Consider the following 26,470-nt stretch of genomic DNA (forward strand, 5'->3'; position numbering starts at 1 on the left):
CGATGCGGTTGATGGTCACCGGGGTTCACCTCGTATCGGTTGTCGTGAGGCGATGATAACACCGGTTTTTGGGGTCGATTTTTCGTGCCGTAAAGCCGCCACACAGCCCTGAAGAGCCCCGCAACACCCCCCCGTAGTGGCCGCTACATCGGCGAGGGTTAGGGCGCCTTATGGGGCACAGGAAACACCCTTTTGAGCGGCGCCCGGCAGATTAAGGCGAGGACTGGATTTTCTTGAAAAAACCTTGTCAAGTGTTTTTTTGGGGGTGGGGCTGAATAGTTACCAATAGGGAAGATATAGAATGTGAACAGAACCTTGTAACCAATTCAACTATAATGTCGTTTTTTTACACGGATGGTGCGATGTGTGTGTCGTTTTTCGACAGCCTTGTGGGTGAGGAGTGGTGCTTTCTGCCCGCAGTTGTGTGTACATGCCGCGTCGGCTTCGTTGGACGGGATTTCAGCGCCCCAAGGATGGGTCACCAAAATGGCGCGCCGTCGTAGGAGGCCACCCCGTGGCCGAACACAATCAGCCCCCATCGCACCGCACGTGCCTCGGACGATTCGCGGACGGGGTCCGCTCCTACGAAGAGGTTCGTGAATGCCCCGTAGGAGGCCACCCCGTGGCCGAACACGATCAGCCCCCAGCGCACCGCCTTTGCCTCGGACGGTTCGCGGACGGGGTCCGCTCCTACGAAGAGGTTCGGGATGCCCCGTAGGAGGCCACCCCGTGGCCGAACACGATCAGCCCCCAGCGCACCGCCTTTGCCTCATACGGTTCGCGGACGGGGTCCGCTCCTACGAGGGCGTTCATCGACGCCCGTAGGAGGCCACCCCGTGGCCGAACACGATCAGCCCCCAGCGCACCGCCTTTGCCCCAACGGTTCGCGGACGGGGTCCGCTCCTACGAAGGGGTTCATCGCTGCCCCGTAGGAGGCCACCCCGTGGCCGAACACGATCAGCCCCCAGCGCACCGCACACGCCCGGACGGTTCGCGGACGGGGTCCGCTCCTACGAGGGCGTTCGTGAATGCCCCGTAGGAGGCCACCCCGTGGCCGAACACGATCGACCCCCAGCGCACCGCACGTGCCCGGACGGTTCGCGGACGGGGTCCGCTCCTACGAGAGCGTTCATCGCTGCCCCGTAGGAGGCCACCCCGTGGCCGAACACGATCAGCCCCCATCGCATCGCCTGTGCCCCAACGGTTCGCGGACTTAGGTCCGCTCCTACGAGGGCGTTTGTAAATCACCACACGCTTGAGCGGGCTCAACGCCCCCTCACTGCACAACCCCCTGATAAATCAAAGCAAAGGCCGGAATCGGGACGACGCCACCGTTCATCGAACCGGTCATGTTGACCTGGATGGCGCGGATGGCGGGGTCGATGGCACCCGGTGCGCCGGTCGGGGTTATTGGAGTCCCCGCGCCGTCGAAGTAGGTCACCGCTCCCAGGGTTAACCCCGAAGCGCCTTGGGCCGGGGTCAAAACCGGACCGTCGGTAAAGGTCAGCGAACCGACGACAAAGCCCACAAAGGGATCGAGCACCAAGGAGGCCACCACCGAGGTTGCTGGCCCCGCACCAACGTTGCTAACCGTGGCGGTGAAATTGACGGTGGCGCCGGGGTTGGCGACGGCGACATCGGCGGTTTTTACCACCGCCAGCAGGGGCGCGGCGGAGGAAACATCGAAGTTCACCGTGCCATAAAGGGTGAAGGCTCCCCTGACGTTGGATCCGGTTCCGGAACCTAAATTGGCGTAACTATCGGGGGTGGTGTTTGCGGCGACCAAGGTGTCGTAGCGCAGCACTACCTCGCTGGGGTAGGTGGGCAGGGTTGTGGCGGCGACGGTCCAACCCATCGCCTGAGAGATCCCGGTACCAACCACGCCTGGGGTTACGACGGGATCGGCGATCGGCGCCAGGACCGTTCCCAGCGCAGGGTTGGTCAACTTGGAGGTACCCAGCACATAGGTCAGCCCCGCCCCGAGCACATCGGCGGGGGTGACGTCGCCGAAGCTGGTGACCGTGTTGGCGCGAGGATTGATGCTGTTGCCCACCGCCAGCTCGAAGGTCACGGTGTCGCCGGGGTGGATAACCGGGGTTCCGGTCGGCGCCACCCCATTAACCGCCACCAGCCGTTTGACGAAGGTGACGTCGCGTGCCGTGGAAAAAACCACCAAATCGGGGTAGTCGACAACGACCGGGGTCGCGCCGTACTGGATCGCAGCTCCATTGAAGTTGGGCGAACCGGTCAATTGCGCAGCGGCCGGTTGGGCGGCGGTCAGGTGGATCTCCAAGGTCGAGCCGCCCGGCAGGGCGATGCCGCCCCAGGTTGGGGTGGCGCTCAGGGCGACCGGAACGGTGTAGTCGACCCCGGCGGTCAGAGGCACCCCGTCAAGGGAGACCGAGACGGTGGCGTCGAAGACATAGGGAACCACCGAGGCGGTGAAGAGACCCACTCCGCCGAAGGGGGAGGCGGGGGCCAGAGCGGGCAACACGTCGGCCACACTCAGATTGGCCACCCCGCCGCCGGTGTTGGTCACCGTGATGGTGGCATCCATCTTCGAGCCACGATCAAGCGCGGTCGAGGCCATGGTCTTGGTGACCGTCAGCGCCGGCGCCAGGAAGTAACCAAAATCGGTCGCCGTGGCTGCCCCAGCCGCAACCACCGCTGGGGTCATCGGTTGGTTCGTCGTGGTCAAGGCGTAGCCGGTCAGACGACCGGCCGTGTCGGTGACATCGATGCGGTAGGTCCCAGCGGGCACGGCGGCAAAAGCATAGCTACCCAGCGCCGGGATGGTGGCGGGGGCGACCGGCTTGGTCGCCGTGGTCACCGTCTCCATCACGGTGCTGGTTGCGGTGTCGACCAGTTGCAGGGTCACCCCGGAACGGCCCGGTTCGAGATTGGGCGCCACAGCGCCGCGCAGCCCGTTGTTGTCGGCATCCTCGAAGACAAATCCCGAGAAGGTGGCGCCCACCGCCCAGCCCAGGTTTTGGGTTGAGGTGACGCCGCCGGTCACCGTCACGCTGGCCGGATCGACCGGTGCGCCGGCAGGGGTGCTGTAGCGGGTGGGAAGCGAAGTCCGGTCGACCGTCACGACATAGTTGCCCGCCGCTAGGTTGGGGAACGAGTAGGCCCCGCCCGCCAGGGTGGTGGCGGTGGCCAACACCACGCCGCCGGTCGATTGCAGTTGCACGACGGCGCCGGTCAGACCCGCTTCGCCGCCCTGCATGATCCCGTCGGCGTTCAGATCATCGAAAATGGTGCCGCTGATCGTGCCGGGGGTGCCGGTGATGGCATAGCCCCAGTCCTGAGCGGTTAAGGTTTGACCATCAAGTAGGGTGATCGGCAAAGCCGGGGCGACCGCGTTGCTCAGCCCAGTCAGGATGTCGCCGCTGTCGGTCACCACTACGGTGTAGGTGCCACCCGCCGGGGCGATCAGGGTGTAGGCCCCGGTGGCATCGCTGGTGGTAGCAATGGCCGCGCCGCCGCCGCTCGGTTGCAGCTCGATGGTCACCCCGTTGAGCGGTGTATCGGTGGGTGGGTTGTAGGTTCCGTTGCCATCCAGGTTTTTGAAGATCGTCCCCTGCACCTTGGCCCGGGTCGAGACGTTCACAGTGGCCCCCAGATAACTCAGGGTCACCCCCGCGTTACCCAGTCGGTCAGCCATGGCGGTGACGCTGTTGTTGTGGTTGCCCGAGAGCGGCTGGTTGGGGGTGACCGCGTCGATGGCAACGGCATCGAAGCGCAGGGTTGCGGTGTCGCCATAGCTGGGGCCGGTCACCATCGAATCGCCAATGATCGGCAGGGCACCCCGATTGGGGATGACGCCGCCGTTGAAGGTGTAGGCCATTACCTCGGAGGTGGCAGCGGTGGCGGGGGTGACCACCGGGTCGAGGATCGGGGTCAGCGCCAGCACATTGTTGCCTGGCGAAACGGTCTGGGAGGTGCCCAGCACGTACTTAAAGCCCAGAGGCAGGGTGTCGCTCAAGGTGGCGACAAACAACTCATCCCGGTTCAGACGGCCCGTGCCCCGGAAATTGGTGACGGTGACCTCGTAGGTGACGGTGTCGCCCACATCGATGGTGGGAATGCCGCCGCTCCATGCCACCCCGTTGACCGCGACCACCTGCTTGCCGATGCCGAAGGTGCGGGTGACGTTGAGCAGATTGGCGTCGGGCAGCCATAGGGTACTGGCGGTGCCGCCGCCATAGAGGTAGGCGACCGAGGCCGAGTTGTAGTAACTCCCCTCGGTGTTGGGGGTATCGGCGGCAAAGGTGATGCTCAGGGTGTCGCCGTTGCCCAAGGTAAAACCGCCCGCCGCAGTCGACCAAACCACCGTGCCGACACCGGGGGTTTCGGTGAAGACGACCGGCGCCCCGTTGAGGGTGGCCGTGGTGACCTGGGGCGCGACCACGGCCGGGAAGACAAACGCGGCCGGCGAAGGGGTCGGTTGTGCTGCGGGGGCGACCGGCCAGCCTGCGGCAACCACCGTGTTGGGCAGATAGTCGGAGACCACCACATTGCTGGCCGGTCCCCCTGAATTGGTGATGGTTAAGGTATAGACCGCCGTCGAGCTTCTGGCTGCAAACGGGGCTGCCGTGGTTTTGGTGACCGTCAGGTTCGGTGGTTGTGAAAAGCCGAAATTCTGGTTGATAGCCTGCTGGCCACCGGTCAAGACGACGGCGATTTCAGGTTGGGTTGCGGGCGGCACGAGGGTCGGGGCAATGGCCGCATACCCACCCGCAGGGGTCATGGCCTGAACGCTGAAAGAGCCCGCGCCCAGGTTGGTGAAAGAGTACATACCCGAACTGTCGCTGGTGGTGGTGGCCACGACCGCAGCCCCCTGCAACAGATTGACCGTCACCCCGCTGAACGCCCCATCGGTCGGGGTGCCGTCGAAGGCGTTGTTGCCGTTGAGATCGTTGTAGACCGTCCCCGCGATGCCGGCCTGAACCACATAACCCACATCGCCCAGATTAACGGTGGCGCCCGAGGTTATGGGGAATGGGGCCGAGGGATCGCTGCCGGTCGTTTGCGTCGCGCCCGCAATGGGCGGCCCGGCGTTGTCGATGTCCACGGTCAGGGTGCGACTTACCGCCCCCCCCATCGCCACATTGAAGGTGTAGGTTCCGTTGGTATCGGTGACGGCGGTATCGATGGTGAGCGCACCCTCCTTCAGCCACACGGTAGCGCCGGGAAGCCAAGCGTCGCCGACAGTGAAGCTCCCCGAGCTGTCGAGATCAGTGAAGATGCGCCCGGAGACCACCCCCGGAACATGCAGACCGACGTTGTTGCCGCTGGAGGTCGCTCCCGAGGTGACGACCACCGCAAGGGGTTGGGTCGAGGTCACGATGCGACCGCCAGGGGGGATGGGGATGACCAACTGATAGCTGCCGCCCCCAATGCCGGTAAAGGAATAGAGCCCAGCGCCGTCGCTCACAGCGCTCGCCAGGGCCGTGCCCAAACCATCTTGGAGTTCGACGGTGACCCCGCTCAGCCCCGTTTCACCCCCCTCCTTGATCCCGTTGCCGTTGCTGTCGTCGTAGACGGTTCCGTTGATGGTGGCGGGGGGGAGGATGTTGATCGTGGCCCCAACGACCACTTTCGCAAGAGGGACACGACCGCCAATCCGCTCGGCAGCAATGTTCATCAAGTTGTCGCGATTGCCGGTGAACAGGGCGCTGGTCACCTGGGCATCGAAACGCATGGTGCTGACGGCATTGGTGACAGCGGCGGTACACAATGCGGGCGCCACGGGAAGCACGACGGGGGTATTGCCGACGAAGAAGGTATAGGTCAGCAGCTCGGATGTCGTGGTGGAGCCAGGCGTTGTCGTCAACACCGTCGCCAGCGCCGCGTCGGTGTAGGGGGTCAGCACGCCACCGCCCGGGGGCATGATCTGGGTGCTGTTGGGGACGTAGGCAAGCCCCACTGGGAGGGTATCGGCAACGCTGGCTGCACAGACGCTGGTCGCCGCCAGAGCGGTCAGGGAGACCTCGTAGGTGACGGTATCACCGATATTGAGATTGGGGATACCGACCGCCCAGGGTGCCCCATTGACCGCCACGACCGTTTTGTCGGTCGAATAACGGCGATTGGCCATCACGCTGTTCAGGTCGGGGTACCACAACGTCGTGGTCGTTGCTGTGCCATAGGTGATCTTCAGGGAATTGAAATAAGTCCCCTCGGTGTTCCCCAGGATAGGGCTATAGGTGAACACCAGCGAATCGCCGGTATTCAGGGTGTACCCGCCGTTAACCCCCACTACCTGCTGCCACGTAATCAGGGGCGCCGCGTAGGTTTCGCTTTTGGTGGTGGCCACTCCGTTCAGGGTGACCGTCGCCGAGTTGGCGGTGTAGGTCACCGCCGCCGCCGATAGACTTGGAGCCACCAGATCGGTCCAGGCAGCGTAGGCGGCATTGCTGGGCAGGAAGTCGGCGATCACCACATTGGTGGCAACACCCCCCGTGTTGGTAATCGTCAATGTGTAGGGAGCAGCGGTACTGCGCAGGTACGAAGGCAGTGGCGTCGTCTTGGTCACCACAAAATGGGGCGGCACCACAAACCCAAAGTCTTGCCCCGCGAGTGCCTGCCCCGCCGTCAAGGTCACGGCGATTTCAGGATCGACCGCCGGAGCCACCACCGCCGGAGCTGTGGCGTTGTAACCACTGGGCGTCACGACCTGCACCGTGTAACCCCCCGCCGCACGCCCCGCAAATTGGTACCCACCATTGGTATCGGTGGTGGTGGTGGCCACAACAACCGCCCCTTGCAGCAGGTTGACCGTTACCCCGCTGAGCACCCCGTCGGTCGGGGTGCCGTCGAAGGCAGCGCTGCCGTTGAGATCGTCGTAGACCGTCCCCGCGATGCTCCCTTGAATCCAATACCCCACATCCCCGGCGTTGACCGTGCTGCCCGAAACTGCGGTGACGGCGGTGGGATCGGTTCCCGTCGTCAGGGTCGCCCCGGCGATGACGCCGCCTAGGTTGTCGATGTCGACGCTCAGATTGCGGCTCGCCCCGCCTGCCATGGGAATGGTGTCGAAGGTGTAAACGCCCGAGGCGTCGGTGGTCGCGGTGGCGATGGTGGTGGCGCCGTCTTTCAGCCAGACGGTCGCGCCGCTCAGCCAGGCGTCACCGGCGTTGAAGCTGCCGGAGTTGTCGATGTCGGCGAAGACCCGACCGGTCACCGTGCCGGGCAGTTGATACCCCAGGTCGTTGCCGGTCGAGGTGGCTCCGTCGGCCACGGTGATCGACAGCGGCTGGGCAGTGGTGGCGGTCCGCCCGGAAGGGGCGGTAGTCACCAACACCTGGTACATCCCGCCGGGAATCCCGGTGAAGCTGTAAAGCCCCGAAGCATTGGTCGTCACGGTGGCAATCGGGGTGTTGAAAAGGTTGCGGATCTCGACCGTCACCCCGGCAATGCCAACCTCGGCCCCGTCTTTAATGCCGTTGCCGCTGGTGTCGTCGAAGACGGCGCCGTCGATGGTGGCGGCCAGGGCGGGGGGCTGATAGCCGAAATCCAAGCTAAGCACAGACAGGGTGCCCCCCCCCACTGTGGCATTTTGAACTGGGCCCCCGGTGGTGCTGGTGTGACCCAACAGAATCCCGCCGGTATCGGTGACCACCACGCTGTAGGTGCCGGGGTTGGCGATCTGAAGACTGTAATTACCCGAAGCATTGGTGGTGGTGCTGGCCAAAGCGCTGCCGCTCCCCCCCCCTTGGGGACGCAATTCCAGCGTTACCCCCACCGCCGGTTGATCGGTCCCGGCGTCGTACGCCCCGTTGCCGTTGACATCCTTGTAGACCAAGTCGCCTACCTGATAGAGCTTGACCTCGACCGGAGCAGCATTGCCGGTGTCGATGTTGATTCCGGGGGCGACCGCGCCGATGCCCATGACCCCTTTGGTGGTGAAGGTGCCGCTCACCCCGCTGGGAACGACTTGGTTGAAGTCGAGCCACAAGGTGTCGGGGTAGGCGGCGGCGGTCATCGGTAAGGTTCCCGGCAGGGCCCAGTTGACCAATTGACCGACCTGGCTGCCGGTCAGAGCGATGCCCGCCGGGTAGTTCGAGGAGGTCAGGGTGCTGGAGCCCGCTTGCAGGGTGAAGCCCACCGGCAACGTGGCACTGATGGTCTGGACCGTTTGCGCCAAAGCAGCGGCCGTATTGGAAAGGGTCATCCGGTAGGTGACCACATCATTACCCACCACCGTGGGGGTGGCCCCCGAGGGAACCGGAACCCCATTGACTGCGGTGACCGCCAACGAAACGTTGCCCAGGTCGGAAACCGAGACCACGGCCAAATTGGGGAAATCGAGCAGGGTTAGGGGGGGGACGCCGGTGGGGGCGTAGCTGATCTGAACCCCATTGTAGTTCAACCCTGTGTTGGCCCCCGAAAAGGCGGTGAAGGCGATGACCAAGGTCGAGGCTGCGGGCAGATCGAAGCCCGACCACGTCGGTGTGTAGCTGAACAGGGTCGGCACGCTCGGCACCGTGAAGGGGGAGCCGTTCAGGGTCACGCTGTCGGTGCTGATGTACTGAAAGTTGCAGGACGACGCGGTGTAGGGAAGCGCGGCGGCCGTGGTGGGCAGAACATCCTTAAGCGAGAAGCTCCGGGCGGTGCCGCCGGTGTTGGTGACCGTGATGGTGTAGTGCACCGCCTCGTTGAAACCGACCACCCCCTTGTCGACCGTCTTGCCGACCGTGATGGCGGGGACGGCGCTGAAGGGGAAGTCGATGCCGAGCTGATCGATCCCCGAGGCAGCGGTCACCGCCAGAGTGGCGGGGGTGACGGGGGTAAACGGGGTCAAAACACCGGCGGTATCGGTGACCACCACATCGTAGTTACCGGGGGAAATCCCCTGGAAGCGATAGGCCCCAAAAGCATCGGTGGTGATGGTCGCGATGGCGGTTCCTGCTCCGCCACCGCTTGGACGCAGCTCAACCGTCACCCCATAGACGCCGCTATCTCCGGCGGTGTAGGTGCCGCTGGCGTCGGCATCGTCGAAGACCACGTCGCCAATGGTGCTCCCTAGCCGGTAACCGAAATCGGTGACCACCGTGGCGCCCGCGCTCAATCCCACGATAGAGACAGGCGATGGGGTCGCGGTGGTGAGGTAGCGGTTGACGAGCAGGCCGCTGCTGTCGCTGATCGTCAAGGTGTAGTTGCCGGCCGCCAGATTGGCGAATTGAAAATCACCCAGAATGTTCGTGGTCGCCGCCCCCACCAAGGCCCCCGACCCGTTATGCAAGCTCAAGCTGACCCCGGCCAACCCCGCTTCTGCCCCGTTTTGCAGCCCCGATGCATCCTGGTCGTCGAAAATCCGGCCCCGAATCGTGGCGGGAGGGGTGGTGAGCTGGTAGCCGAAATTCTGCCCGGCGATGACTTGGCCGTTGTTGATGGTCACATTCAGCGGCTGGTTGGCCGTGGTCAGGCTCCAACCGGTCAGCAGTCCACCGGTATCGGAAACCACAACATCCCAATTGCCGGCCAGGGGGGCGGTTAGGACATAAGCCCCAGTGGCGTCGGTAAAGACCGTGACGATGTCGGTGACGAAGCCGGGAACCCGCAGCGCGATGGCGACGTTGGCGATCCCGGTCTCCCCGCCATCCTGAATGCCGTTGCCGTTGGTGTCGTCGAACAGGGAGCCGCTGACCTGGGTGACCGGAATAGTCAAGGTCGGCGCGGTCAGATTGGTCGAGGTCGTTTCGCTGCATGACACCACGGCGACATTGTCGACCGTGGTGCCATTGGGCAGCCCCGTCTTGACCTGAGCGGTAAAACTCAAACTGGCGCTGGCCCCCTGCGTCATGGCCAGGGTGTACCAGGTGATTTGACCGCTGCCGTCCGGACCGGAGACCACCCATCCCACCGGAGCGGAACCCAGAACGATGTTTTCAAGCTTGGTCAGGTCGACCGTATCGGCGACGGTAACGTTGGTCGACCCGGCGGGGTTGTTGCCGGTGTCGGTGACCACGATGGTATAGGTCAAGGTGTCGCCGGCATGGATTAGGGTGCCGGAGGCACCATTCACCAAAACGCTCTTGCTGCTGGTCGAAAAATCGGGCCTGGCGACAACCGTGGTGTAGGTGGGGTCGAGCAATCCCGACTGGGCGGGGTCGTCGCTCAGGAAGTTGGTCACCCCGGTTTCGACCGAGGTCGCCACCGCTTGGCAAGAAAGCAACACCCCGTCCCCCGCCGTGGGAGGGATCTGCACGTCGAAGGTGGGGACGACGCTGGCTCCGGCGGCGATGGAGGGGTAGATCAGCCGGATGAACTTGACGTTGGCATCGGTCGGACCAGCCCCCGGCACATAGGTGTACAGCCCGGTGCCGTTGTCGTAGGCGATGTTGGCGCCGGGGGCGACCAGGGAACCGACAACGAAGGGGGCGTTGACCGGCACCGGAAACACCACGGTGGGATTGGTCCCCGCAGCCACCCCGGTATTGAGCATGGTGAGGGTGTAGCGGATGGTGTCGCCGGGCGCGGGAACCCCGCCGCTCAAATCGGTGGCGGTCAGGGGCAGATTGCTGAAGTCGGGGGCATTGACCGAAATGGGGGCGAGGTTCGGGTAAGTCTTGCTCCCGTCGCTGCCGGCGCCGAATCCGCCGGCGAACAGGGTTTGATCCAAACCATAGAACAGCTCGACCTGGTTGAAATAGACCCCTGGCAGCATGGTGGCCGAGACGGTGGTGGGCAGGGTGATGGTGAGACGGCAGTCGACAAAGTCGAAGGCAAGCCCCGCTTTGGAATGACCGACCGGATAGGTGTTGATCGAATAGAACACCGCTCCGACCCTGCCCGTGGCGGGGACCGTGTAATTGGTCGTGAGGGCCATGGGGTAGATCACCCCGGTGGCCAAATCGGTCAGGGTGATGGTGGCCGCCCCTGCGGTCATGCCGGCGGCCACACCGTTGAGGGGAAGCTGATCCCCCACCACCAGCCAAGGATTGGGGGCCACGCCGCCCCCCTTGGGATGAACCGGGGTGCCGCCGCCAAGCAGCGGGAAGGCGAGCGCCCCGCCATGGTTTTCAATGGTGATGGTGTAGGTGGCCGGACCACCGGGAGCAGCCTGATTGGGGGAGGCCGCCCCGGTGTTCACGGTTTTGGTGACAACGAAGTTCGGTGGCAACCCAGAGGCCGACAGGGCCGAAACCGCCAAGGAGGAAGCGCCAGGAGCTAGGATTTCATTGGAAGTCAGATTCGAGGCGTTGGCGGTGGTCAGCCCCGCCGCGGCCGCCTTGATTTGCACCACCAGCTCGACATACCCCCCGCCCCCTGGGGACAACACCGGAATCGCCGGCCAAGTGACCGTGGGGGTCAGGAATGTGGCGGTTCCGATGAACGGATTGCCGGTGGTGGCCGATCCGACTGCGTAAGTGGTATTGACGGTGTCGATCGTGTCGGTAATCACCACGTTGTAGAGGGGGGCGGCGTTGGCGTTGAGGTAGTTGATCCGGTATTTGACGAACTGCCCTTTGACCAGAAAGGCGCCATCGCTGGCCACCCAGGGGCCATTGGCGGTGGTGCTGGTCGCCACGACCTGCTTGATCAGGTTGACCTGAGCGTTGTGGTTGGCTTGGCTCGGGGCCAGATAAACCCAAACGCTGTCGATGGCTTTCTGGCTGCCCGAGGCATCGCCCCCGAACACATCGGAAACGTTGGTGAAGGCGGGGTGGGTCGGATTGGTCAGGGCCCCAAACAGGGTCAGATCGGTGACCTTCAAGCCGATCTTGACGTGTTCGACCGTACCGACCGCGCGTTCCCCGATCGCCCAGCGGATGGCATTGGCGTGGGCGCCGATCAAACCGGGGGTCACGGCAGGGCCTGCGCTGGGATTGCCGCTCAAGGTTGGGTCGTAGGGGAGAGGGTTGGCCGGGGAAAGCGACCAACCGGCTGCCGTGGGGACCCCGGTGATCGTATCGGTGCCGATGATACGGGCTCCGGCGCCAGGAGTGCCGAAAGCGGTCACAGGACCGCTACCGCCGAGGAGGGAACCGGGGTAGGAGATGCGATGCCAGGGGCCGACGTTGGTGTAGGCGGCGACGAGGCCGGCGCCGCCCAGCAGAGGGTTGTAATCGTTGGTGTAGTAAGCGTCGGGTCCCGCCACGACCGAGCCCAATCCCACGAACAGCGAACCGGGGGCGCAAAGTGCTCCCGACAAAGCGCAATCCAGAACCGGGGTCACCCCACGATTGGAGCTGGGTCTTGAGAAGACGACCGGCTGCAGTGTGTTGTTGGTGAAGGCGCTGCCTTGGTCGATATCCCATTGGTTGCTGACGACCGAATTGACACCCAACCCTTGGGGATTGAAGGCGCCAGAAACCGCCATCTTGGCGGTGCGGGGATCGGTCGAGAAGAAGATCCCGGTGTCTTGGGTGGCGCGCGCCAAACTACCGGCAGACATCGTGCCGCCAGATCCGCCAAAGGTATTGTTGAACTGGGTGCCGCCGCCATCGGGCATCATCCCGGGCAGCCCCATCGGGGCATCGACGTAGGCAAAGCCTCCCACTTTGGTGGGATCGGGGATTTTGTGCACGAAGCTGGCTTGCACCACCTGGGTGCCGGGGGGAACGTAGTCGGTGATGTACCCCGCCGAGCCCAACGTGGCCCCGTTCGGGGAGGGGACCGATTCGATGATGTAGTAGATGATGTCGCCGATGCGCAGCCCCGGTCCGCCCGGCAAAACCCCCGTGGCCCGGTCGGCCAACATCTGCACCGTTTCCGGGGCAAAAAACTTCGTCGTTTGCGACTGCCCGACGTTGTGCGCCCAAACGGCGACCGGGGTCAACAGCAGTGCCAACAACGGAAGGACGCGGCGGCGCAGGTTGGCGGTCAGGCGACCCTGAAAAAGGGAAAACGGCGCGGTCAGGGTGCGACGGGGCTGGTTCAAGGCGTCACCACCAGGATTCAAGAGACAATTTTTGGAAATGGGACGTGTCGTTTTTGGGGTGTGGATGCGACATGATTCCATTCCGGGGCTCTAACCCGGATTTTTCATCGATATTGTTCCGCCCTCGCTGGTTTCTTGTCCGCACTGGGGGTTTTGCAAAATCCCCAGTGCGGACAAGCTCCTACACGATCATCGGGCAAATTGATGAAAAATCCGGGCTAAGACGGACAAAGATCCCGATGCCCGGGGGAATGGGCCAGGAAGAGGGGCATGAACAGCAATTTTCGTGCCCTTCGGGTGATGGCCATCACGGGGTTCGAGAAACGGGTTAAAGGGACAACGGGCGAGCATAAAGGCAGTACCGCCCAAGTAGCTGGTGATTTGAGTCACGGTATGAAATTAACTGCAAATATGAGCCCAACCACGCAACTCTTTCAAGTTTTAAGGGTTGTTGTGGGCTTTTGCGGCAGGAGCGCGGCATGTGGCAGCGACGAGTGCCTCCCCCCCTTGAATTGATCTCCGACTGTCATGTCTCCCCCAACTGGGAGAGGCGGCTGGAACAAGCACTCAGCGGCGGCGCCCCCTGGATCAACCTGCGCAACCGCGATCTCCCCCCCACCGAGCGGCGCGATATGGCGCTGCGCCTGCGCGATCTAACCCGCCGTTTCGATGCTCTGCTCACGATTTCGGGCGACGAAGCCCTCGCCGCGCAGGTCGGGGCCGACGGCCTGCATCTGACCTCGATTCAAGATCCCACCCCCATGCGTAGCCGTCATCCCGACTGGCTCTTGATCGCTTCGACCCACAACGCAGATGAAATCGCACGTGCAGTGGCGGGGGGGGTCGACGCCGTCACCCTCTCCCCGGTGTTCGCGACCCGTAGTCATCCCGAGGCGCAACCGTTGGGGCTCGACCGTTTTCGAGCGTTGATCCGCGGCTGTCCGGTGCCGGTCTATGGGTTGGGGGGGGTGAATCTGGACAACCTCGATCAAGTGATGTCGGCGGGTGCGGCTGGGGTTTCGATGATTCGGGGGGGCGTGCAGAGCGAAGATCCTGCGCAGGCTGCCCGGATGATGCTCAACAAGCTCAACCTTTGGCGGATGAGGCAAGGCGATGGCGGGTAACGCATGGATTCGAGCTGGTGACCTGGTTTCAACCCTGTGAGGCTGGGTGGAGGGTTGCGCTTCCATGGCGAGCGTAATGGCGGCGATGCGGGAACAAGAGCTTGAGGCTCTGCTGATGCGCGAGAGGCAAGCGGTACGGATAGGGGGGATGCAAGACCGCCTGCGCACGGGAACGGTTTTGCCTTCAGATAACGGTCGATGCGGTATGCAGGTTTTGCCTCTTCATTCACGGCGGGGGCGCCGCTCCTACCGCGAAACCAACCGACTGCGGAAAAAACCGCCCCCTACCGCCCCCCGTCGACCGCAATGATCTGCCCGGTCACAAAGTCGGGGCCGAGGATGAGAAAACGGGCGGTCTCGACGATGTCCTGCACCTCTCCCCCCCGCCCCAACGCGGCGCGGCGGCGCAACACGTCGGCCACCTTCTCGTCAACATCGTCGGGAAAAAGAACCGCGCCGGGGGCGATGCCGTTGACTCGGATCCCCTTGGGTCCGAGCTCCCGGGCCAACAACGGTACCAGCGCGTGAATCCCCGCCTTGGTCAGGCGGTAGGGGATGTGGTCGCTCAAGGGGTGGTGGGGGGCGGCGTAGATGTCGCCGAAGAAGAGCATCGCCCCCGCTTGGCACATGCGGCCAGCGGCTGCCTGGGCCAGCAAAAAGGGGGCGCGCAGGTTGACGTCGAACAGGTTGCTCCACTGCTCGACCGTCGCGGTTTCGAGGGGGGTCGGGTAGAAGCGCGAACCGCTGGCGATCACATAGTCGATTCGCCCCAGGTGGCCGCAGGTCATCTCGACCAAACGGGCAGGCAGTTCAGGATCGCTCAGATCGCCCCCCATCGGCAGCACCCGTGCACCCAAGCGCTCTATCTCGGATGCAAGCTCCTCCCCCTCTTGCTGGCGGTGGCCGTAATGCAGCGCGACGTCGCACCCCTGCGCCGCCAGGTCGAGCGCCACCGCCCGCCCCAGGCGACGGGCCGCGCCGGTGATGAGCAGGACCGGACGCCGGGCCGCCCCCATGCTCAATGCTCCTCCCCCTTCTCCGCCTCGTGATCGGCCCCTTTATGGGCAAGAAAGAGGGCCAGACCGATCAGGGTGATGCCGGCAGCTAGATAGAGCAGGCTCTCGGGGGTTTTGAACTCGGTATGCAGCACGTGCTTGAAGAAGGTGACGATGAGGATCATCAGCACCACCTTGGCCAAGCGATCCTTGAGGTCGTCGAGGGTGCGTATGTTGAGGATACGGCTGCCCCGTTTGCCCTCCTCCTTGGCCTGGTCGATGTCGCTGATGAACAGCTCGTAAAGCCCCAGGGCGAAGATCAGCAACACTGTCGCGAGTAGGTAGGTGTCGACGGTGCTGATGATGTGGCCGATGACGGTGGCATGCAGTTCCTCCAGCGGCTCGCCATGACCCAGGAAATGGCCGAGCACCATCCCGGCAACATGGTAGGTGTCGACCGAGGCGAGCAGAAAAAGCAGCGCGCCCGAAACCAGGGATGAGATCACCGCCAGAATCACCAAAAATCGGCTGTTCCAGAGAAAGTTTTCAAACAGGCGTTCGATCATGGGGTTGGTCCTCAGAGATGTCGGGAAACCAGCATACGCCGGATGGCGTTGATCGCCCCGGTGGGGTCGAGCCCCTTGGGGCAAACATCCACACAGTTCCCAATCGTATGGCAGCGAAAGAGCCTAAAAGAATCGTCCAGGGCGTCGAGTCGCTCCCCGGTGGCGTCGTCCCGGCTGTCGCTCAAAAAGCGGTAGCTGGCCAGCAAGGTCGCGGGGCCGAAGAAGCGGTCGCCGTTCCACCACCACGAGGGGCAGGCGGTGGAGCAGCAGCCGCACAGGATACATTCGTAGAGCCCATCAAGCGCCTCACGATCCTCCACGGTTTGCAGGTACTCACGCTCCGGCACCGGCTGCTTGGGGATCAACCATGGTTTGGCCACCTTGTATTGCTCGAAGAAGTGGGTCACGTCGACCACCAAATCGCGGATCACCGGCAGCCCCGGCAGGGGGTAGACCGAGATCTTGCGCCCCAGCTCGGTCAACGGGGTGACGCAGGCGAGCATGTTGCGGCCGTTGACGTTGAGCCCGTCCGATCCACAAACCCCCTCCCGGCAGGAACGGCGGAAGGTCAGCGACGGATCTTGCCCCTCTTTGATGGCGATCAGGGCGTCGAGCAGCATCATCCCGGGACTGGCCTCGACCGTGTAGGTGCGGGTCGAGGGCTTGGCATCCTTCTCGGGATCGAAGCGGTAGATCTTGATCTCAACCGTGTGGGTCATGGTGGTCTCGTGTCCTTCGGTTTGAGCCGGGGATGGCAGGTCGGGGGGGATTTCCCAGCCTCCCCCAACCTCAATACACCCTAGGCTTAGGCGCAAACGTCTCCACCGTCAGCGGTTGGGTCCGCACCGGTTTGTAGTCGATGGCAATCCCCCCCCCATCCAAGCGGGCCAGGGTATGCTTTTGAAAGTGCGCATCGTCCCGCTCCGGGTAGTCCTGGCGGAAGTGGGCCCCCCGCGACTCGGTGCGGGCACGGGCGCTGGCCGCCACGGCGCGGGCCAGTTCCATCATCCCCAGCAGTTCGATGTGTTCGGTGAGCGCCGTGTTGAAGGGGCGTCCGGCAAAACCGGGGGCCGAGGCTGCAACCTCTTGGGCCAGCGCAGCGAGCGCCTGCTCACCTTGGGCCAGCACCGCGTCGGTGCGAAAGACCCCGCAGTAACGATCCATAATCGTCTGCATCTTGGTGCGCAGCTCGGCGGTACTCGGCCCTTCACGGCCCACCCGAGCCAGCAGCGCCTCGATCTTGGCGACCCCCGCCTCCCCCGCCCCCTCGGGCAGCGGTTTGTGGTAACGCTGTCCGGCCAGCTGTTCAAGCACCTTGTTGGCGCAGGCCCGTCCGAACACCACGATGTCGAGCAACGAGTTGCCCCCCAGCCGGTTGGCGCCGTGCACCGAAACGCAGGCGCATTCCCCGATGGCATAAAAACCGGGGACTACCTTTTCGCCGCTCATGTCCCCCTCGACCACCTCGCCAAAGCGATTGGTCGGGATCCCCCCCATGGTGTAGTGGGCCGAGGGGTAGACCGGGATGGGGGCCTTGATGGGGTCGACCCCGGCGAATTTGATCGAGAGTTCGCGAATACCGGGCAGGCGGCTTTTGATGACCTCGGGATCGAGATGATCGACCTTCAGGTGGACCCGATCGCCGCCACCGATCCCCCGCCCCTGCGCCACCTCGGTGGCGATGGCCCGGGCCACCACGTCGCGGCTGGCCAGATCGAGCACGTGGGGGGCGTAACGGCTCATGAAACGCTCCCCCTCGCCGTTGACCAGATACCCCCCCTCGCCGCGCACCGCCTCAGAGATCAGGATGCCGACCCCGGCGATCCCGGTGGGGTGAAACTGAAAGAACTCCATGTCTTCGAGCTGAAGCCCGGCATTGAGCGCCAGCGCCATGCCGTCGCCAGTGTTGATGTGGGCGTTGGTCGAGGTGCGGAATAGCCTGCCCGCCCCCCCGGTGGCGATCACCGTCGCCTTGCCCTGAAAAAGGTGGTAACCGCCATTGACGATGTCCCAGGCCAGCACCCCGAGCACGGTTCCCTCATCGTCACGGATCAGCTCCAACGCCTGGAATTCGTTGAAGAAGGTGGTCCCCACCCGCAGGTTTTGTTGGTAGAGGGTATGCAGCACCGCGTGGCCGGTGCGGTCGGCGGCGGCGCAGGTCCGGGCCGCCTGCCCCCCCTCCCCCAGCTTTTTGGACTGCCCCCCAAAGGGACGCTGGTAGACGGTGCCATCCTCGTTGCGTGAAAAGGGGACCCCCAGATGTTCGAGTTCAAGCACCAAACGGGGGGCGGCGCGGCACATGTATTCGATGGCGTCCTGGTCGCCCAGGTAATCGCTCCCCTTGACGGTGTCGTACATGTGCCAGTGCCAGGAGTCCTCCTCGCCGTTGCCCAGCGCCGCGTTGATGCCCCCTTGAGCCGAAACGGTGTGGGAGCGGGTGGGAAGCACCTTGCTGAGCACCGCAACCTTGGCCGAGGACTCCGACAGCCCCAGGGCGGCCCGCAGACCGGCCCCTCCGGCGCCGACGACAACCACATCGAACAGATGTTGGGTGATGGTGGGCATGGGTTGATTCATCCGATCAGCAGGAAACAGCCAAAGAGGAAAAACCCGGCGGAGAAAAGGAGCAGCGCCCCCTGGATCGGGATGCGCAAAACCGGGCTGGGGACGTAGTCCTCGACCACAATCCTCACCCCGATGTAGCCGTGGACGGTGGCTGCGAGCAGGAAGAACCAGGTTGCCAAGGCGGTGCCGAGCTGCCCCATCCAGTACTCCAAAACCAGGGCGGGGGCGGCGGCATGCAGCAGTTGCCAGGCCAGCCCGAGCTGAGGGATCGCCAGCAACGCCAGCGCCACGGCGCTCAGCCGCTGCCACCACCAAACCGGAAGGCCATCGTGGGCGGAGCCCATATCCCGTCTCATGCCGCCACCCCCCACCACACCAGCAGGGCGCAAGCGGTTGTCGCCAGCACCATCCAGGCCCCCACCTGCTGCCCCTTGCGCTCGGTAGCGATCCCCATGTCCATCGCCAGCAGGCGGGCGCCGTTAACGAAGTGAAAAAAGACCACCCCCGCCCCCAGCCACCACAGCGCCAAGGCCAGGGTACTGGCCTCAACGCCACCGTGCCGAACCCGGTACAAAAGGGCGGCCCAGCCGAGTAGGGCGGCCACCGCCGCCAAACCGGTCACCCGATGCAGCCCCGAAACCATCACGGCGAGAGGGAAACGGTAACGTCCCAGACGGGGGGAGAGAGGTCGGTTCATCGGCAAATCCTTGGGGAAACGCTGATTAAAGGCATCCTGCTTTGAATCGGCACGCTACGCAAAAACCAAAAGTAGGCGCCTTGAGGCTGCGTCGTTTTTGCTTCGTTTGCAAAATCAGTCACTTACGTTCCTGATTTTGGCAGCCCATCCCTGGGCTGCTCGGAAGCGCTGAATAAATCGGCGCTTCCTTGGGGCAAAAACCTGCATGGAATTGCAACAAGTCTGACCGGTACGACCCATCAGACAAGCCTAAAACCGTTACCGGCTCATGACATCGGTGGCCGAAACCAAGCTCACCCCCTCGGCCTTGATCTCGGGCAGCAATCGTTCCAATACCGCCACCGTCTCGACATGGGGATGGCCAATGGCGACCGCGTAGCCCCGCTTGCGGGCCAGATCGACGGCGTGGCGCAGGGCGATGGCGATGGCGATTTCGTCGGGCTCGTTGTCGAGAAACACGTCGCGTTTGGTGTTGGGAATGCCGTGGGATTGAGCCTGTGCCTGGGCCACCGTCTGGGCGGTGGTGCGGCTATCGAGAAACCCGACCCGGCGCCGGGCCAACGCCTCCATCACCACCTGCATGGCATCAAGATCGGCGGTCAGCAGGCTCCCCATATGGTTATTGACCCCCTCCACCCCCGGCACCCGGTCGAGGGCGGCGTCGACCGCTTGAATCAGGGTCTGACGATCCATGGTGTGGTAGAGGGTGCCGGGGCCGGTTTTGGTCGAACCTGATACCGCCTCCATCGGCATATGCGCGAACACCGGTTTACCTGAATCGTGGGCCAGGCGGGCGATGGTGTCGGCATGGGGGGCGTAAGGGAGGATCGAACAGGTGACCACCCCCGGCAGGGCAACGACGCGCCGGTCGAGGGGGTCGAGCTGCCCCATATCGTCGATGACCACCGCCAAACGGGGGGGGCCATCGTAGGGCCGCGAAACCACGGGGGGATTGAGGGGGGGGGGTGATGCTCTTCGAAGGGGATCGGCCTCTGATGGGGTGGAGTCGCCCTGGTTTCAACGATGGGACCGCCGACCGTGGGGCGGTGGGGGGCGGAAAACATCCCGATCCCCACCGCCCCGAGCAGCAGCAGTCCTGCGCCCAGCAAGGTTTGCCAGCGGGTCATCCGTGCCTTTTTCGAAGGACGGCGCCCCCGCTTGCCCCCCTTGCCTTGGCTCAATGCGGTTTCATGCCTTGGAACGCTTTGAAGCCCTGCAGCAGATCGGTGGCCCGACGCAGCTGGAAGTCCTCGATGGTGCGGGTGATGGTGCCGTCGCTCCCGATCTCGTCGCTGTCTTGGGGCGCGGCATCCTGGGCGGCGGCGCCCTGCTTGCCCGCCTCACCTTCGACGGTCAAATGCCCTTCAAGATCGGCCTCTTGGATGCTGTGGTTGGCCGGAACCCGGGTCTGGGCCTGAACCGCCGCCACCTCGATGTCGGGATCGATCCCCTTGGCCTGGATCGAACGGCCCGAAGCGGTGTAGTAGCGGGCGGTGGTTAAACGCAGGGCCGAACCGTCGCTCATTGGCATGATGGTCTGCACCGAACCTTTACCGAAGGAGCGCACCCCCATCAGCACGGCGCGGTGGTGATCCTGCAAGGCGCCCGAGACGATCTCGGAGGCCGAGGCGGAGCCGCCGTTGATCAGCACCACCATCGGGGCGCCATCGAGAATATCGCCGGGGTTGGCGCTCATGCGGTCGACCTCACCTTCGCGGGTGCGGGTCGAGACGACAACACCTTCGTTGAGGAACAGATCGCTGACCCCCACCGCCTGGTTGAGTAGGCCGCCGGGGTTGTTGCGCAGATCGAGGACCAATCCGTCGAGCTTGCCCCCCGCCTCTTTCTTGAGCCCCTCAATCGCCTTTTGCAAATCCTCGGTGGTGTGGGATTGGAAGTTGGTGATGCGCACGTAACCGATGCCGGGCGCCTCCATCTTGGCCCCCTTGACCGAGTGAATCTTGATGACGTCGCGGATGATGGGGATCTCCAGGGTTGAGGAGGCCCCCTGACGCACCACGGTCAACACGATGGTGCTGCCCGGCTTGCCCCGCATCCGGCTGACCGCCTCGTTCAGGGTCATCCCCCGCACGGCGGTGGTGTCGAGCTTGATGATGAGGTCGCCGGTCTGCACCCCGGCCCGGAAGGCGGGGGTGTCTTCGATGGGGGAGACCACCTTGACCACCCCGTTCTCCATGGTGACCTCGATCCCCAAGCCGCCGAACTCCCCTTTGGTTTCGACCTGCATCTCCTTGAATTCTTCGGTATCCATGTAGGAGGAGTGCGGATCCAGGGATTCGAGCATGCCGTTGATCGCCCCCTTAATCAGATCGGGCTCGGCGACATCGTCGACGTAGTTCTCTTGCACAACCTGCAAAATCTCAGAGAACTTGGCCAAGGCGGCGAAGGGGCTGCTCGCATGAGGCACCGCCCGCGCCTCGTGTCCCTCCAGCATTTGCAGGGCCAGCCCTCCGACGATCAGGGCGACGGGGAAGATCAAAAAGCGGCGGGAGAACAAACGGCGTTTCATGGACCCTCCGGGTCAACCTCGCCATGCCATGGCATGACGGGAGAACGAATCATTGATAAGTCTGAAAGAAAACCGCCCGGCACCCCGAAGGGATTACGAGGCGGAGCGGCACCAAGATCGGGGATCGATGGCTTTTTGGTTGTGACGCAGTTCGAAATACAGGCGGGGCGGCCCCAGGGAGCCGGTCCGTCCCACCCGGCCGATCACATCCCCGGCATGGACTGGAACCCCTTTTTCGACGAGCAAATCTTGCTGGTGGGCGTAGAGGCTATAGTAGCCGTCGCCGTGATCGAGGAGCAACAGTAGCCCAAAGCCGGAAACCCAGTCGGCAAAAAGGACTTTTCCATCGGCCACCGCCCGCACCTCGCTGCCGGTGGCCGCCTCGACATAGAGCCCCTCAAGCAGCGATTCGCGATCCTCGACCACCTTGCCCTGAACCGGCCAGATTAGCTTGCCCTTGAGTTTGGCAAAGGCCCCCGGCGGTATGTTGAGCGCCCCTTGAGACCGGGCCAACCGGTCGAGTTCCTTTTGCAATCCGGCCCGTTGGTTCTTTAAAGAGGTCACCGCCTCACGGCGGATCGAGGCGTCCCGTTTGAGCCGGTCGAGCAACTTGCGCAGGTTGACCGAGGCGTGTTCCAGCTCCCGACTTTGCGTTTCAAGGTGTTGCACCGCCTCGGCGACCCTTTGTTCACGAGCCGCCACCTGCTCCCGCACGATCCGAATCGCCTCGGCCTGGGTTTCGATGACAGCGACCTTCTCTTTTTGGGCGGCGGTAAGCCGTCCGATGCCGTGCAGCCAAGCCCTGGTTTCGGCGGGCGATTCGCCGCTCAGCCAGAGCCGCAGCAGTCCCCCCTCCCCCATCCGCTGCCCCAGTCGCAGGGCAGCTCGCATTTCGTCGATCAGCTTGGCTTGATCGCGCTCCAGCGTTTGCAGCCGCTCCTTCGTGGCACGCAGATCGGACCGCAGGGCGGTGAGCTCTTCGCTTTTGAGCCGTTGCTGGCGGCGCAGATCGGCCACTTGGCGATCCTGAGCGTCGAGGTCGGCCAGCACCTTCTTGCGCTGCTGCTCCGCTTCGCCAATGGCGGCCTGGTGGGCCTGAATTTCGGCATCGAGCTCCTGGATTTTGGCTTTACTGGGGGGGGCGGCGGCGCAGGTGGCCGCCAGGGTGGCCCCAAACAGGGCCCCCAGCACCACCCCCCCTGTAAGCCGCCCCCCCCGGAAACCCATGGCTCAGCCCACCGCCGGTTGCAGCAGCGAGCGCCCGGTCATCTCTTCAGGCTTGGGCAGTCCGAGCAGATCGAGCAGGGTGGGGGCGATGTCGGCCAGCTTGCCCTCGTCGTCCGCCACCGCAAATCCGGGGCGGCTGCCGATGTAATAACAAGGGACATGGTTGCAGGTGTGGGCGGTTTGAGGCTGATGCGACACCGGGTCGCTCATCTGCTCGGCGTTGCCGTGATCGGCGGTGATGAGCACCTCCCCCCCCAGAGCCCTCACCTTCTCGACGATGCGACCGACGCAGGCATCGACCGTCTGAACCGCCTGTACCGCCGCCGCGAAGATTCCGGTGTGGCCGACCATGTCGGTGTTGGCGAAGTTGAGGATCACCACCTGGGGCGGCTCGGGTGCTTCGAAGCGAGCCAGCAGCTTGTCGGTCACCTCGACCGCACTCATGGCCGGTTGCAGGTCGTAGGTCTTCACCTTGGGGGAGAGCACCAAAATCCGCTCTTCAAGGGGGAAGGGCTCCTCTCTGCCGCCGTTGAAGAAAAAGGTGACGTGGGCGTATTTCTCGGTCTCGGCGGTGTGCAACTGCCGGATGCCGTGCCGGGCCAGCTCCTCGGCGAGGATCCGCCGGGGGGCATCGGGGGGGTAGGCGATGGGCAGGTCGAAGGTCTCGTCGTATTCGGTCAGACAGACCACCTCGATGTGGGGAAAGCGGGCCCGCTTGAAGCCATCGAAGGCGGGATTGGCCAGCGCCCGCACGATCTGCCGCGCCCGATCGGAGCGGAAGTTGAGAAAGAGCATCCCGTCGTGGTCCTCGATACGCGAACGAGGGACTTCGTCCGCATCGACCATGACCCGGGGCTCGACGAACTCGTCGTTTTCGCCGCAGGCGTAGGCATCTGCGAGCGCCGCCAGCGCACTTGGGAAGGGCTTGCCCTCGCCGTTGACCAGCAGGTCATAGGCGGTGCGGATCCGCTCCCAGCGCTGGTCGCGGTCCATGGCGTAGAAGCGCCCCACAATCGAGGCGATGGGGGGCAACCCTTTGTCGCCGAGTGCCGCCTCCAACTGCTCGATGTACCTCTGGGCGCTGCGCGGCGGGGTGTCGCGACCATCGAGGATGGCGTGGACCTGCACCTTGTGTTGCCCCAGGCGGCGGGCCAACTCGCAGGCGGCGACGATGTGGTCGATGTGGGAATGGACCCCACCGTCGGAGAGCAGCCCCAACAGATGCAGGGTACTTCCCAGCTTTTTCGTGCGCTCCACCGCCTGCACCAGCATCCGGTTTTCGAAGAAATCGCCCTGCTCAATGGCGAGGTTGATGCGGGTGAAGTCTTGGTAAACCACCCGCCCCGCCCCCAGGTTGAGGTGCCCCACCTCGGAGTTGCCCATCTGCCCCTCGGGCAGCCCCACCGCCAGACCCGAGGCCTGGATGGTGGTGAAGGGAAATTGGGCGCGGTAACGGTCGAGGTTGGGGGTGCCGGCACGGGTGACGGCGTTGTCATCGGCATCGGGCCGCTCGCCCCAGCCATCCATGACGATCAGGACGACGGGGGAAACCTGCAATTCGGGTCGGCTCATAGAGGACTCGTAGGGTTTTGAAGGAGATGGATCGGTACAACGAGGGGGAGGATACACCGGGGGCCAGGATGGTTCATCCGCCAGATGCCCCCCCTTTTTGCAAAGGGGGGGGTCGTTGACCCCCTCATCCCCGCCCATACCGCATCTGCACCAACCCCGAATCGAACCCCTCGACCCCCAGCAGCTTGAAATCGCGCCGAATCCCCGTCGGGGGGAAGAGGGGGATCCCCTCGCCCAGCACGATGGGGTGGATGGAGATCACCATCTCGTCGATCAGGTCGGCTTTGTGGAAGTCGGCCACCAGTTTGCCCCCGCCCCCGAGCCAGATGTGTTTGCCGGGCTGGCTTTTGAGCCGTTGCACCACAGAAGCGGGGGGCTCACGGGTAAAACGCACCCCATTGCCCCCCCCGTGAAAGGTGTGCGAAAACACCAGCGTCTGGACCCCATCGAAGGGCCAATCGCCGAAGCCGAGGATGTCTTCGTAGGTGATCCGCCCCATCAAAATAGTGTCGATCCCCTTGTAGAACTCGGTGTAGCCGTAGTCCTGATCGTTGAAGAGCCAGTCGAGCTGGCGCTGGGGACCGGCGATGAAACCGTCCAGGCTGGTGGCGATGTAAAGGATGACCTTGCGCATGGGGGCTCCGGGCATGAACGGGGGGGGCGGGGGATGCGCTGCGCTTATCCACCTTACCGACCTTACCGCAAAGGGTCGTGGGGTGGATAAGCGTGCATCCACCTTTTCTCCTACACCTCGATCTTGTAATTCAAGGCGATCTCGTCGCCGTGCATCCCCCGAAACCCCCAATTGTGGGCCGGAGCCTCTTGGATACAGATCTCAAGATCGACCGGAGCAATCCCCAAGTCGGCCTGACAACGCTCGAAGAGCAACCGGATCAGACGTTTTTTCGCCGCCACCGAGCGCCCCTCGATCATCGTGATTTCGACGATGGTGTAGGCCTCGCTACGCCCGCCAGGCATGTAGAAGTCTTCGGGATCGAGGGGGAAGAAGCGGTGGGCCCGTTTGTCGCGGGGGAACGACAGCGCCAGGCAAACGCAGTCGTGTAGGGTGTCGGACAGACGAGCTTTGATCGGATCGAGATGGGATCTCAATCCGTAGATTTTGACTTGGGACATAACCATGACCTTTTGAAACACGGGAACGCAGAAACGGCAACGGACAAGGGGAGTCCCTTGCGCCATCGGCCGCTGAGCGGTTCTTGGTGTTTGCGGGGGGTCGTCATGGTTTGTGCTCCCGTAGGAGGCCCGTCATCGGGCCGATGCCTTTTGGTACGAAGGAGCAAAGGCTATCGCGGCGAGGGCGCCGCTCCTACCAAAACCAACCCTTCCACTACCGCCCCCCCCCGAATTTCCAAAAAAAAGGGGGGCCATGTGGCCCCCCTTGGGTGTGAAAAGACGATGGCATCGGCAACGGCCTGTCCGCCGTCGAGCCCCCCAACTGGACTTACAGATTGCGCTCCCCCTGCAAGCCATCGGCTCCGCTTGGGCTGCCGAGACCGTCCAAGCCGCCCGAACCGGGAGTGCCGATGAAAAAGAGATTGCCCGTAAGGGTGGGGGACGACCCCGGCTGCATGTAGATGCCGAAGGAGTTGCCGCCGCCTCCCCCCCCACCGCTGCCGCCATCTCCCCCCTTGCCGCCGCCACCCCCAACACACGCCGTTAATGAAAGAAGCGAAAGCAGAAATAGAATTATTTTGCAACCACGATCATCTAATTCGCCCTCATGTAGCGTTGTGCCAACACCAAGAAAAAAACATGAGTTGGAGAATAAATTTTGCGCCTTTGTAGGCTCAATAGATCGAGGTCACAGGGGGGGATTGTTGCGCGATACGGATATTCGGCGCGGTTCATGGCTATCGGGAGGCAGTAAAAAATACTGCGCCGATGGGAACTTGAGATGTAAACGCAGAGGCTGCAACCAACCGGACCTTCATCACCGGGCAAAGAAATAAAAGTACAATCCATTGTAATAAACATGCAGCATTACTGGGGTGGACCCCACTCCTTGGACAGTTTGGGGGCGAAAATTTGTAAACGGTTAGTGGCGGTGGGTGGTTCCGCCGTGGGTTTGATGGACCTGTTCTGGGGTCTTGCCGCCGAGGGCACTGTGGGGGCGCTCGGTGTTGTAAAACCGGAAGTAGCGGTCGAGCCCCTGGTGCAGCGCCACCCCATCGGCATGGTCGTACAGGTAGATCTCTTCGTACTTCACCGTGCGCCACAAACGTTCGATGAAGACGTTGTCCAGCGCCCGGCCCCGTCCGTCCATGCTGATGAGAATCTGTTG

15 protein-coding genes and 1 pseudogene are annotated in these 26,470 nt (G+C 63.7%); 2 read left to right on the plus strand and 14 right to left on the minus strand.

Going from position 1 to position 26,470, the window contains the following annotated elements; all coding sequences use genetic code 11:
- Positions 1-1,276 precede the first annotated feature (1,276 nt).
- Positions 1,277-12,892: a hypothetical protein gene (locus tag AUJ55_11405; GenBank protein ID OIO54804.1), complete on the minus strand. Its 11,616-nt coding sequence runs from the start codon at positions 12,890-12,892 to the stop codon at positions 1,277-1,279.
- A gap of 554 nt (positions 12,893-13,446) precedes the next feature.
- On the opposite strand from AUJ55_11405, the gene AUJ55_11410 reads away from it, so the two are divergent.
- The gene (locus AUJ55_11410; GenBank protein ID OIO54818.1) at positions 13,447-14,016 is read left to right on the plus strand and encodes a hypothetical protein; all 570 of its coding nucleotides are present in this window, start codon (positions 13,447-13,449) and stop codon (positions 14,014-14,016) included.
- 284 nt (positions 14,017-14,300) lie between these two features.
- Here AUJ55_11410 and AUJ55_11415 read toward each other — a convergent pair whose 3' ends face one another.
- From AUJ55_11415 to AUJ55_11470, 12 genes are all read right to left on the minus strand, one after another.
- A complete protein-coding gene (locus AUJ55_11415; GenBank protein ID OIO54805.1) occupies positions 14,301-15,032 on the minus strand; it encodes a hypothetical protein in 732 nt (243 codons plus the stop codon).
- Between the two features lie 2 nt (positions 15,033-15,034).
- Entirely contained in the window at positions 15,035-15,577 is a 543-nt protein-coding gene (locus tag AUJ55_11420; GenBank protein ID OIO54806.1) for a hypothetical protein, read from the minus strand.
- An 11-nt stretch (positions 15,578-15,588) separates the two neighbouring features.
- Complete coding sequence (locus AUJ55_11425) at positions 15,589-16,296, minus strand: succinate dehydrogenase iron-sulfur subunit (GenBank protein OIO54807.1); 708 nt, start codon at positions 16,294-16,296, stop codon at positions 15,589-15,591.
- 70 nt (positions 16,297-16,366) lie between these two features.
- Positions 16,367-18,154 (minus strand): succinate dehydrogenase flavoprotein subunit, encoded by a 1,788-nt coding sequence (locus AUJ55_11430; GenBank protein OIO54808.1) that lies wholly within the window; start codon positions 18,152-18,154, stop codon positions 16,367-16,369.
- Complete coding sequence (locus AUJ55_11435) at positions 18,151-18,486, minus strand: succinate dehydrogenase, hydrophobic membrane anchor protein (GenBank protein OIO54809.1); 336 nt, start codon at positions 18,484-18,486, stop codon at positions 18,151-18,153. The genes AUJ55_11430 and AUJ55_11435 overlap by 4 nt, the downstream gene beginning before the upstream one ends.
- Before the next feature lie 8 nt (positions 18,487-18,494).
- A complete protein-coding gene (locus AUJ55_11440) occupies positions 18,495-18,839 on the minus strand; it encodes a succinate dehydrogenase, cytochrome b556 subunit (protein OIO54810.1) in 345 nt (114 codons plus the stop codon).
- Positions 18,840-19,097: 258 nt separating this feature from the next.
- Positions 19,098-19,784: a hypothetical protein gene (locus tag AUJ55_11445; protein OIO54811.1), complete on the minus strand. Its 687-nt coding sequence runs from the start codon at positions 19,782-19,784 to the stop codon at positions 19,098-19,100.
- Positions 19,785-20,016: 232 nt separating this feature from the next.
- Positions 20,017-21,369 (minus strand): hypothetical protein, encoded by a 1,353-nt coding sequence (locus AUJ55_11450; protein ID OIO54812.1) that lies wholly within the window; start codon positions 21,367-21,369, stop codon positions 20,017-20,019.
- Between the two features lie 93 nt (positions 21,370-21,462).
- Complete coding sequence (locus tag AUJ55_11455; GenBank protein OIO54813.1) at positions 21,463-22,596, minus strand: hypothetical protein; 1,134 nt, start codon at positions 22,594-22,596, stop codon at positions 21,463-21,465.
- Positions 22,597-22,599: 3 nt separating this feature from the next.
- Complete coding sequence (locus tag AUJ55_11460; GenBank protein OIO54814.1) at positions 22,600-24,168, minus strand: phosphoglycerate mutase (2,3-diphosphoglycerate-independent); 1,569 nt, start codon at positions 24,166-24,168, stop codon at positions 22,600-22,602.
- A 124-nt stretch (positions 24,169-24,292) separates the two neighbouring features.
- Positions 24,293-24,802, minus strand: a complete 510-nt coding sequence (locus tag AUJ55_11465; GenBank protein OIO54815.1) for a hypothetical protein — start codon at positions 24,800-24,802, stop codon at positions 24,293-24,295.
- A gap of 110 nt (positions 24,803-24,912) precedes the next feature.
- Entirely contained in the window at positions 24,913-25,302 is a 390-nt protein-coding gene (locus AUJ55_11470) for a tautomerase family protein (GenBank protein ID OIO54816.1), read from the minus strand.
- 253 nt (positions 25,303-25,555) lie between these two features.
- Between AUJ55_11470 and AUJ55_11475 the strand changes: the two genes are divergently transcribed.
- Positions 25,556-25,849, plus strand: coding sequence for a hypothetical protein (locus tag AUJ55_11475; protein ID OIO54817.1), 294 nt, complete (start codon positions 25,556-25,558; stop codon positions 25,847-25,849).
- A 375-nt stretch (positions 25,850-26,224) separates the two neighbouring features.
- On the opposite strand, the pseudogene AUJ55_11480 reads toward AUJ55_11475, so the two are convergent.
- Positions 26,225-26,470, minus strand: a pseudogene (locus tag AUJ55_11480) (hypothetical protein).

This window comes from Proteobacteria bacterium CG1_02_64_396 (assembly GCA_001872725.1).
In the GTDB taxonomy this organism is placed as follows: domain Bacteria; phylum Pseudomonadota; class MNWR01; order CG1-02-64-396; family CG1-02-64-396; genus CG1-02-64-396.

Excerpts from the sequence above, each read along its gene's own strand:
- AUJ55_11455 (OIO54813.1), bottom strand. The coding sequence starts at position 22,596 with ATGGGTTTCCGGGGGGGGCGGCTTACAGGGGGGGTGGTGCTGGGGGCC.
- AUJ55_11420 (OIO54806.1), bottom strand. The coding sequence starts at position 15,577 with ATGATCGAACGCCTGTTTGAAAACTTTCTCTGGAACAGCCGATTTTTG.
- AUJ55_11475 (OIO54817.1), top strand. The coding sequence starts at position 25,556 with ATGTGGCCCCCCTTGGGTGTGAAAAGACGATGGCATCGGCAACGGCCT.
- AUJ55_11450 (OIO54812.1), bottom strand. The coding sequence starts at position 21,369 with ATGAAACGCCGTTTGTTCTCCCGCCGCTTTTTGATCTTCCCCGTCGCC.
- AUJ55_11425 (OIO54807.1), bottom strand. The coding sequence starts at position 16,296 with ATGACCCACACGGTTGAGATCAAGATCTACCGCTTCGATCCCGAGAAG.
- AUJ55_11440 (OIO54810.1), bottom strand. The coding sequence starts at position 18,839 with ATGAACCGACCTCTCTCCCCCCGTCTGGGACGTTACCGTTTCCCTCTC.
- AUJ55_11415 (OIO54805.1), bottom strand. The coding sequence starts at position 15,032 with ATGGGGGCGGCCCGGCGTCCGGTCCTGCTCATCACCGGCGCGGCCCGT.
- AUJ55_11435 (OIO54809.1), bottom strand. The coding sequence starts at position 18,486 with ATGGGCTCCGCCCACGATGGCCTTCCGGTTTGGTGGTGGCAGCGGCTG.
- AUJ55_11465 (OIO54815.1), bottom strand. The coding sequence starts at position 24,802 with ATGCGCAAGGTCATCCTTTACATCGCCACCAGCCTGGACGGTTTCATC.
- AUJ55_11430 (OIO54808.1), bottom strand. The coding sequence starts at position 18,154 with ATGAATCAACCCATGCCCACCATCACCCAACATCTGTTCGATGTGGTT.
- AUJ55_11470 (OIO54816.1), bottom strand. The coding sequence starts at position 25,302 with ATGTCCCAAGTCAAAATCTACGGATTGAGATCCCATCTCGATCCGATC.
- AUJ55_11460 (OIO54814.1), bottom strand. The coding sequence starts at position 24,168 with ATGAGCCGACCCGAATTGCAGGTTTCCCCCGTCGTCCTGATCGTCATG.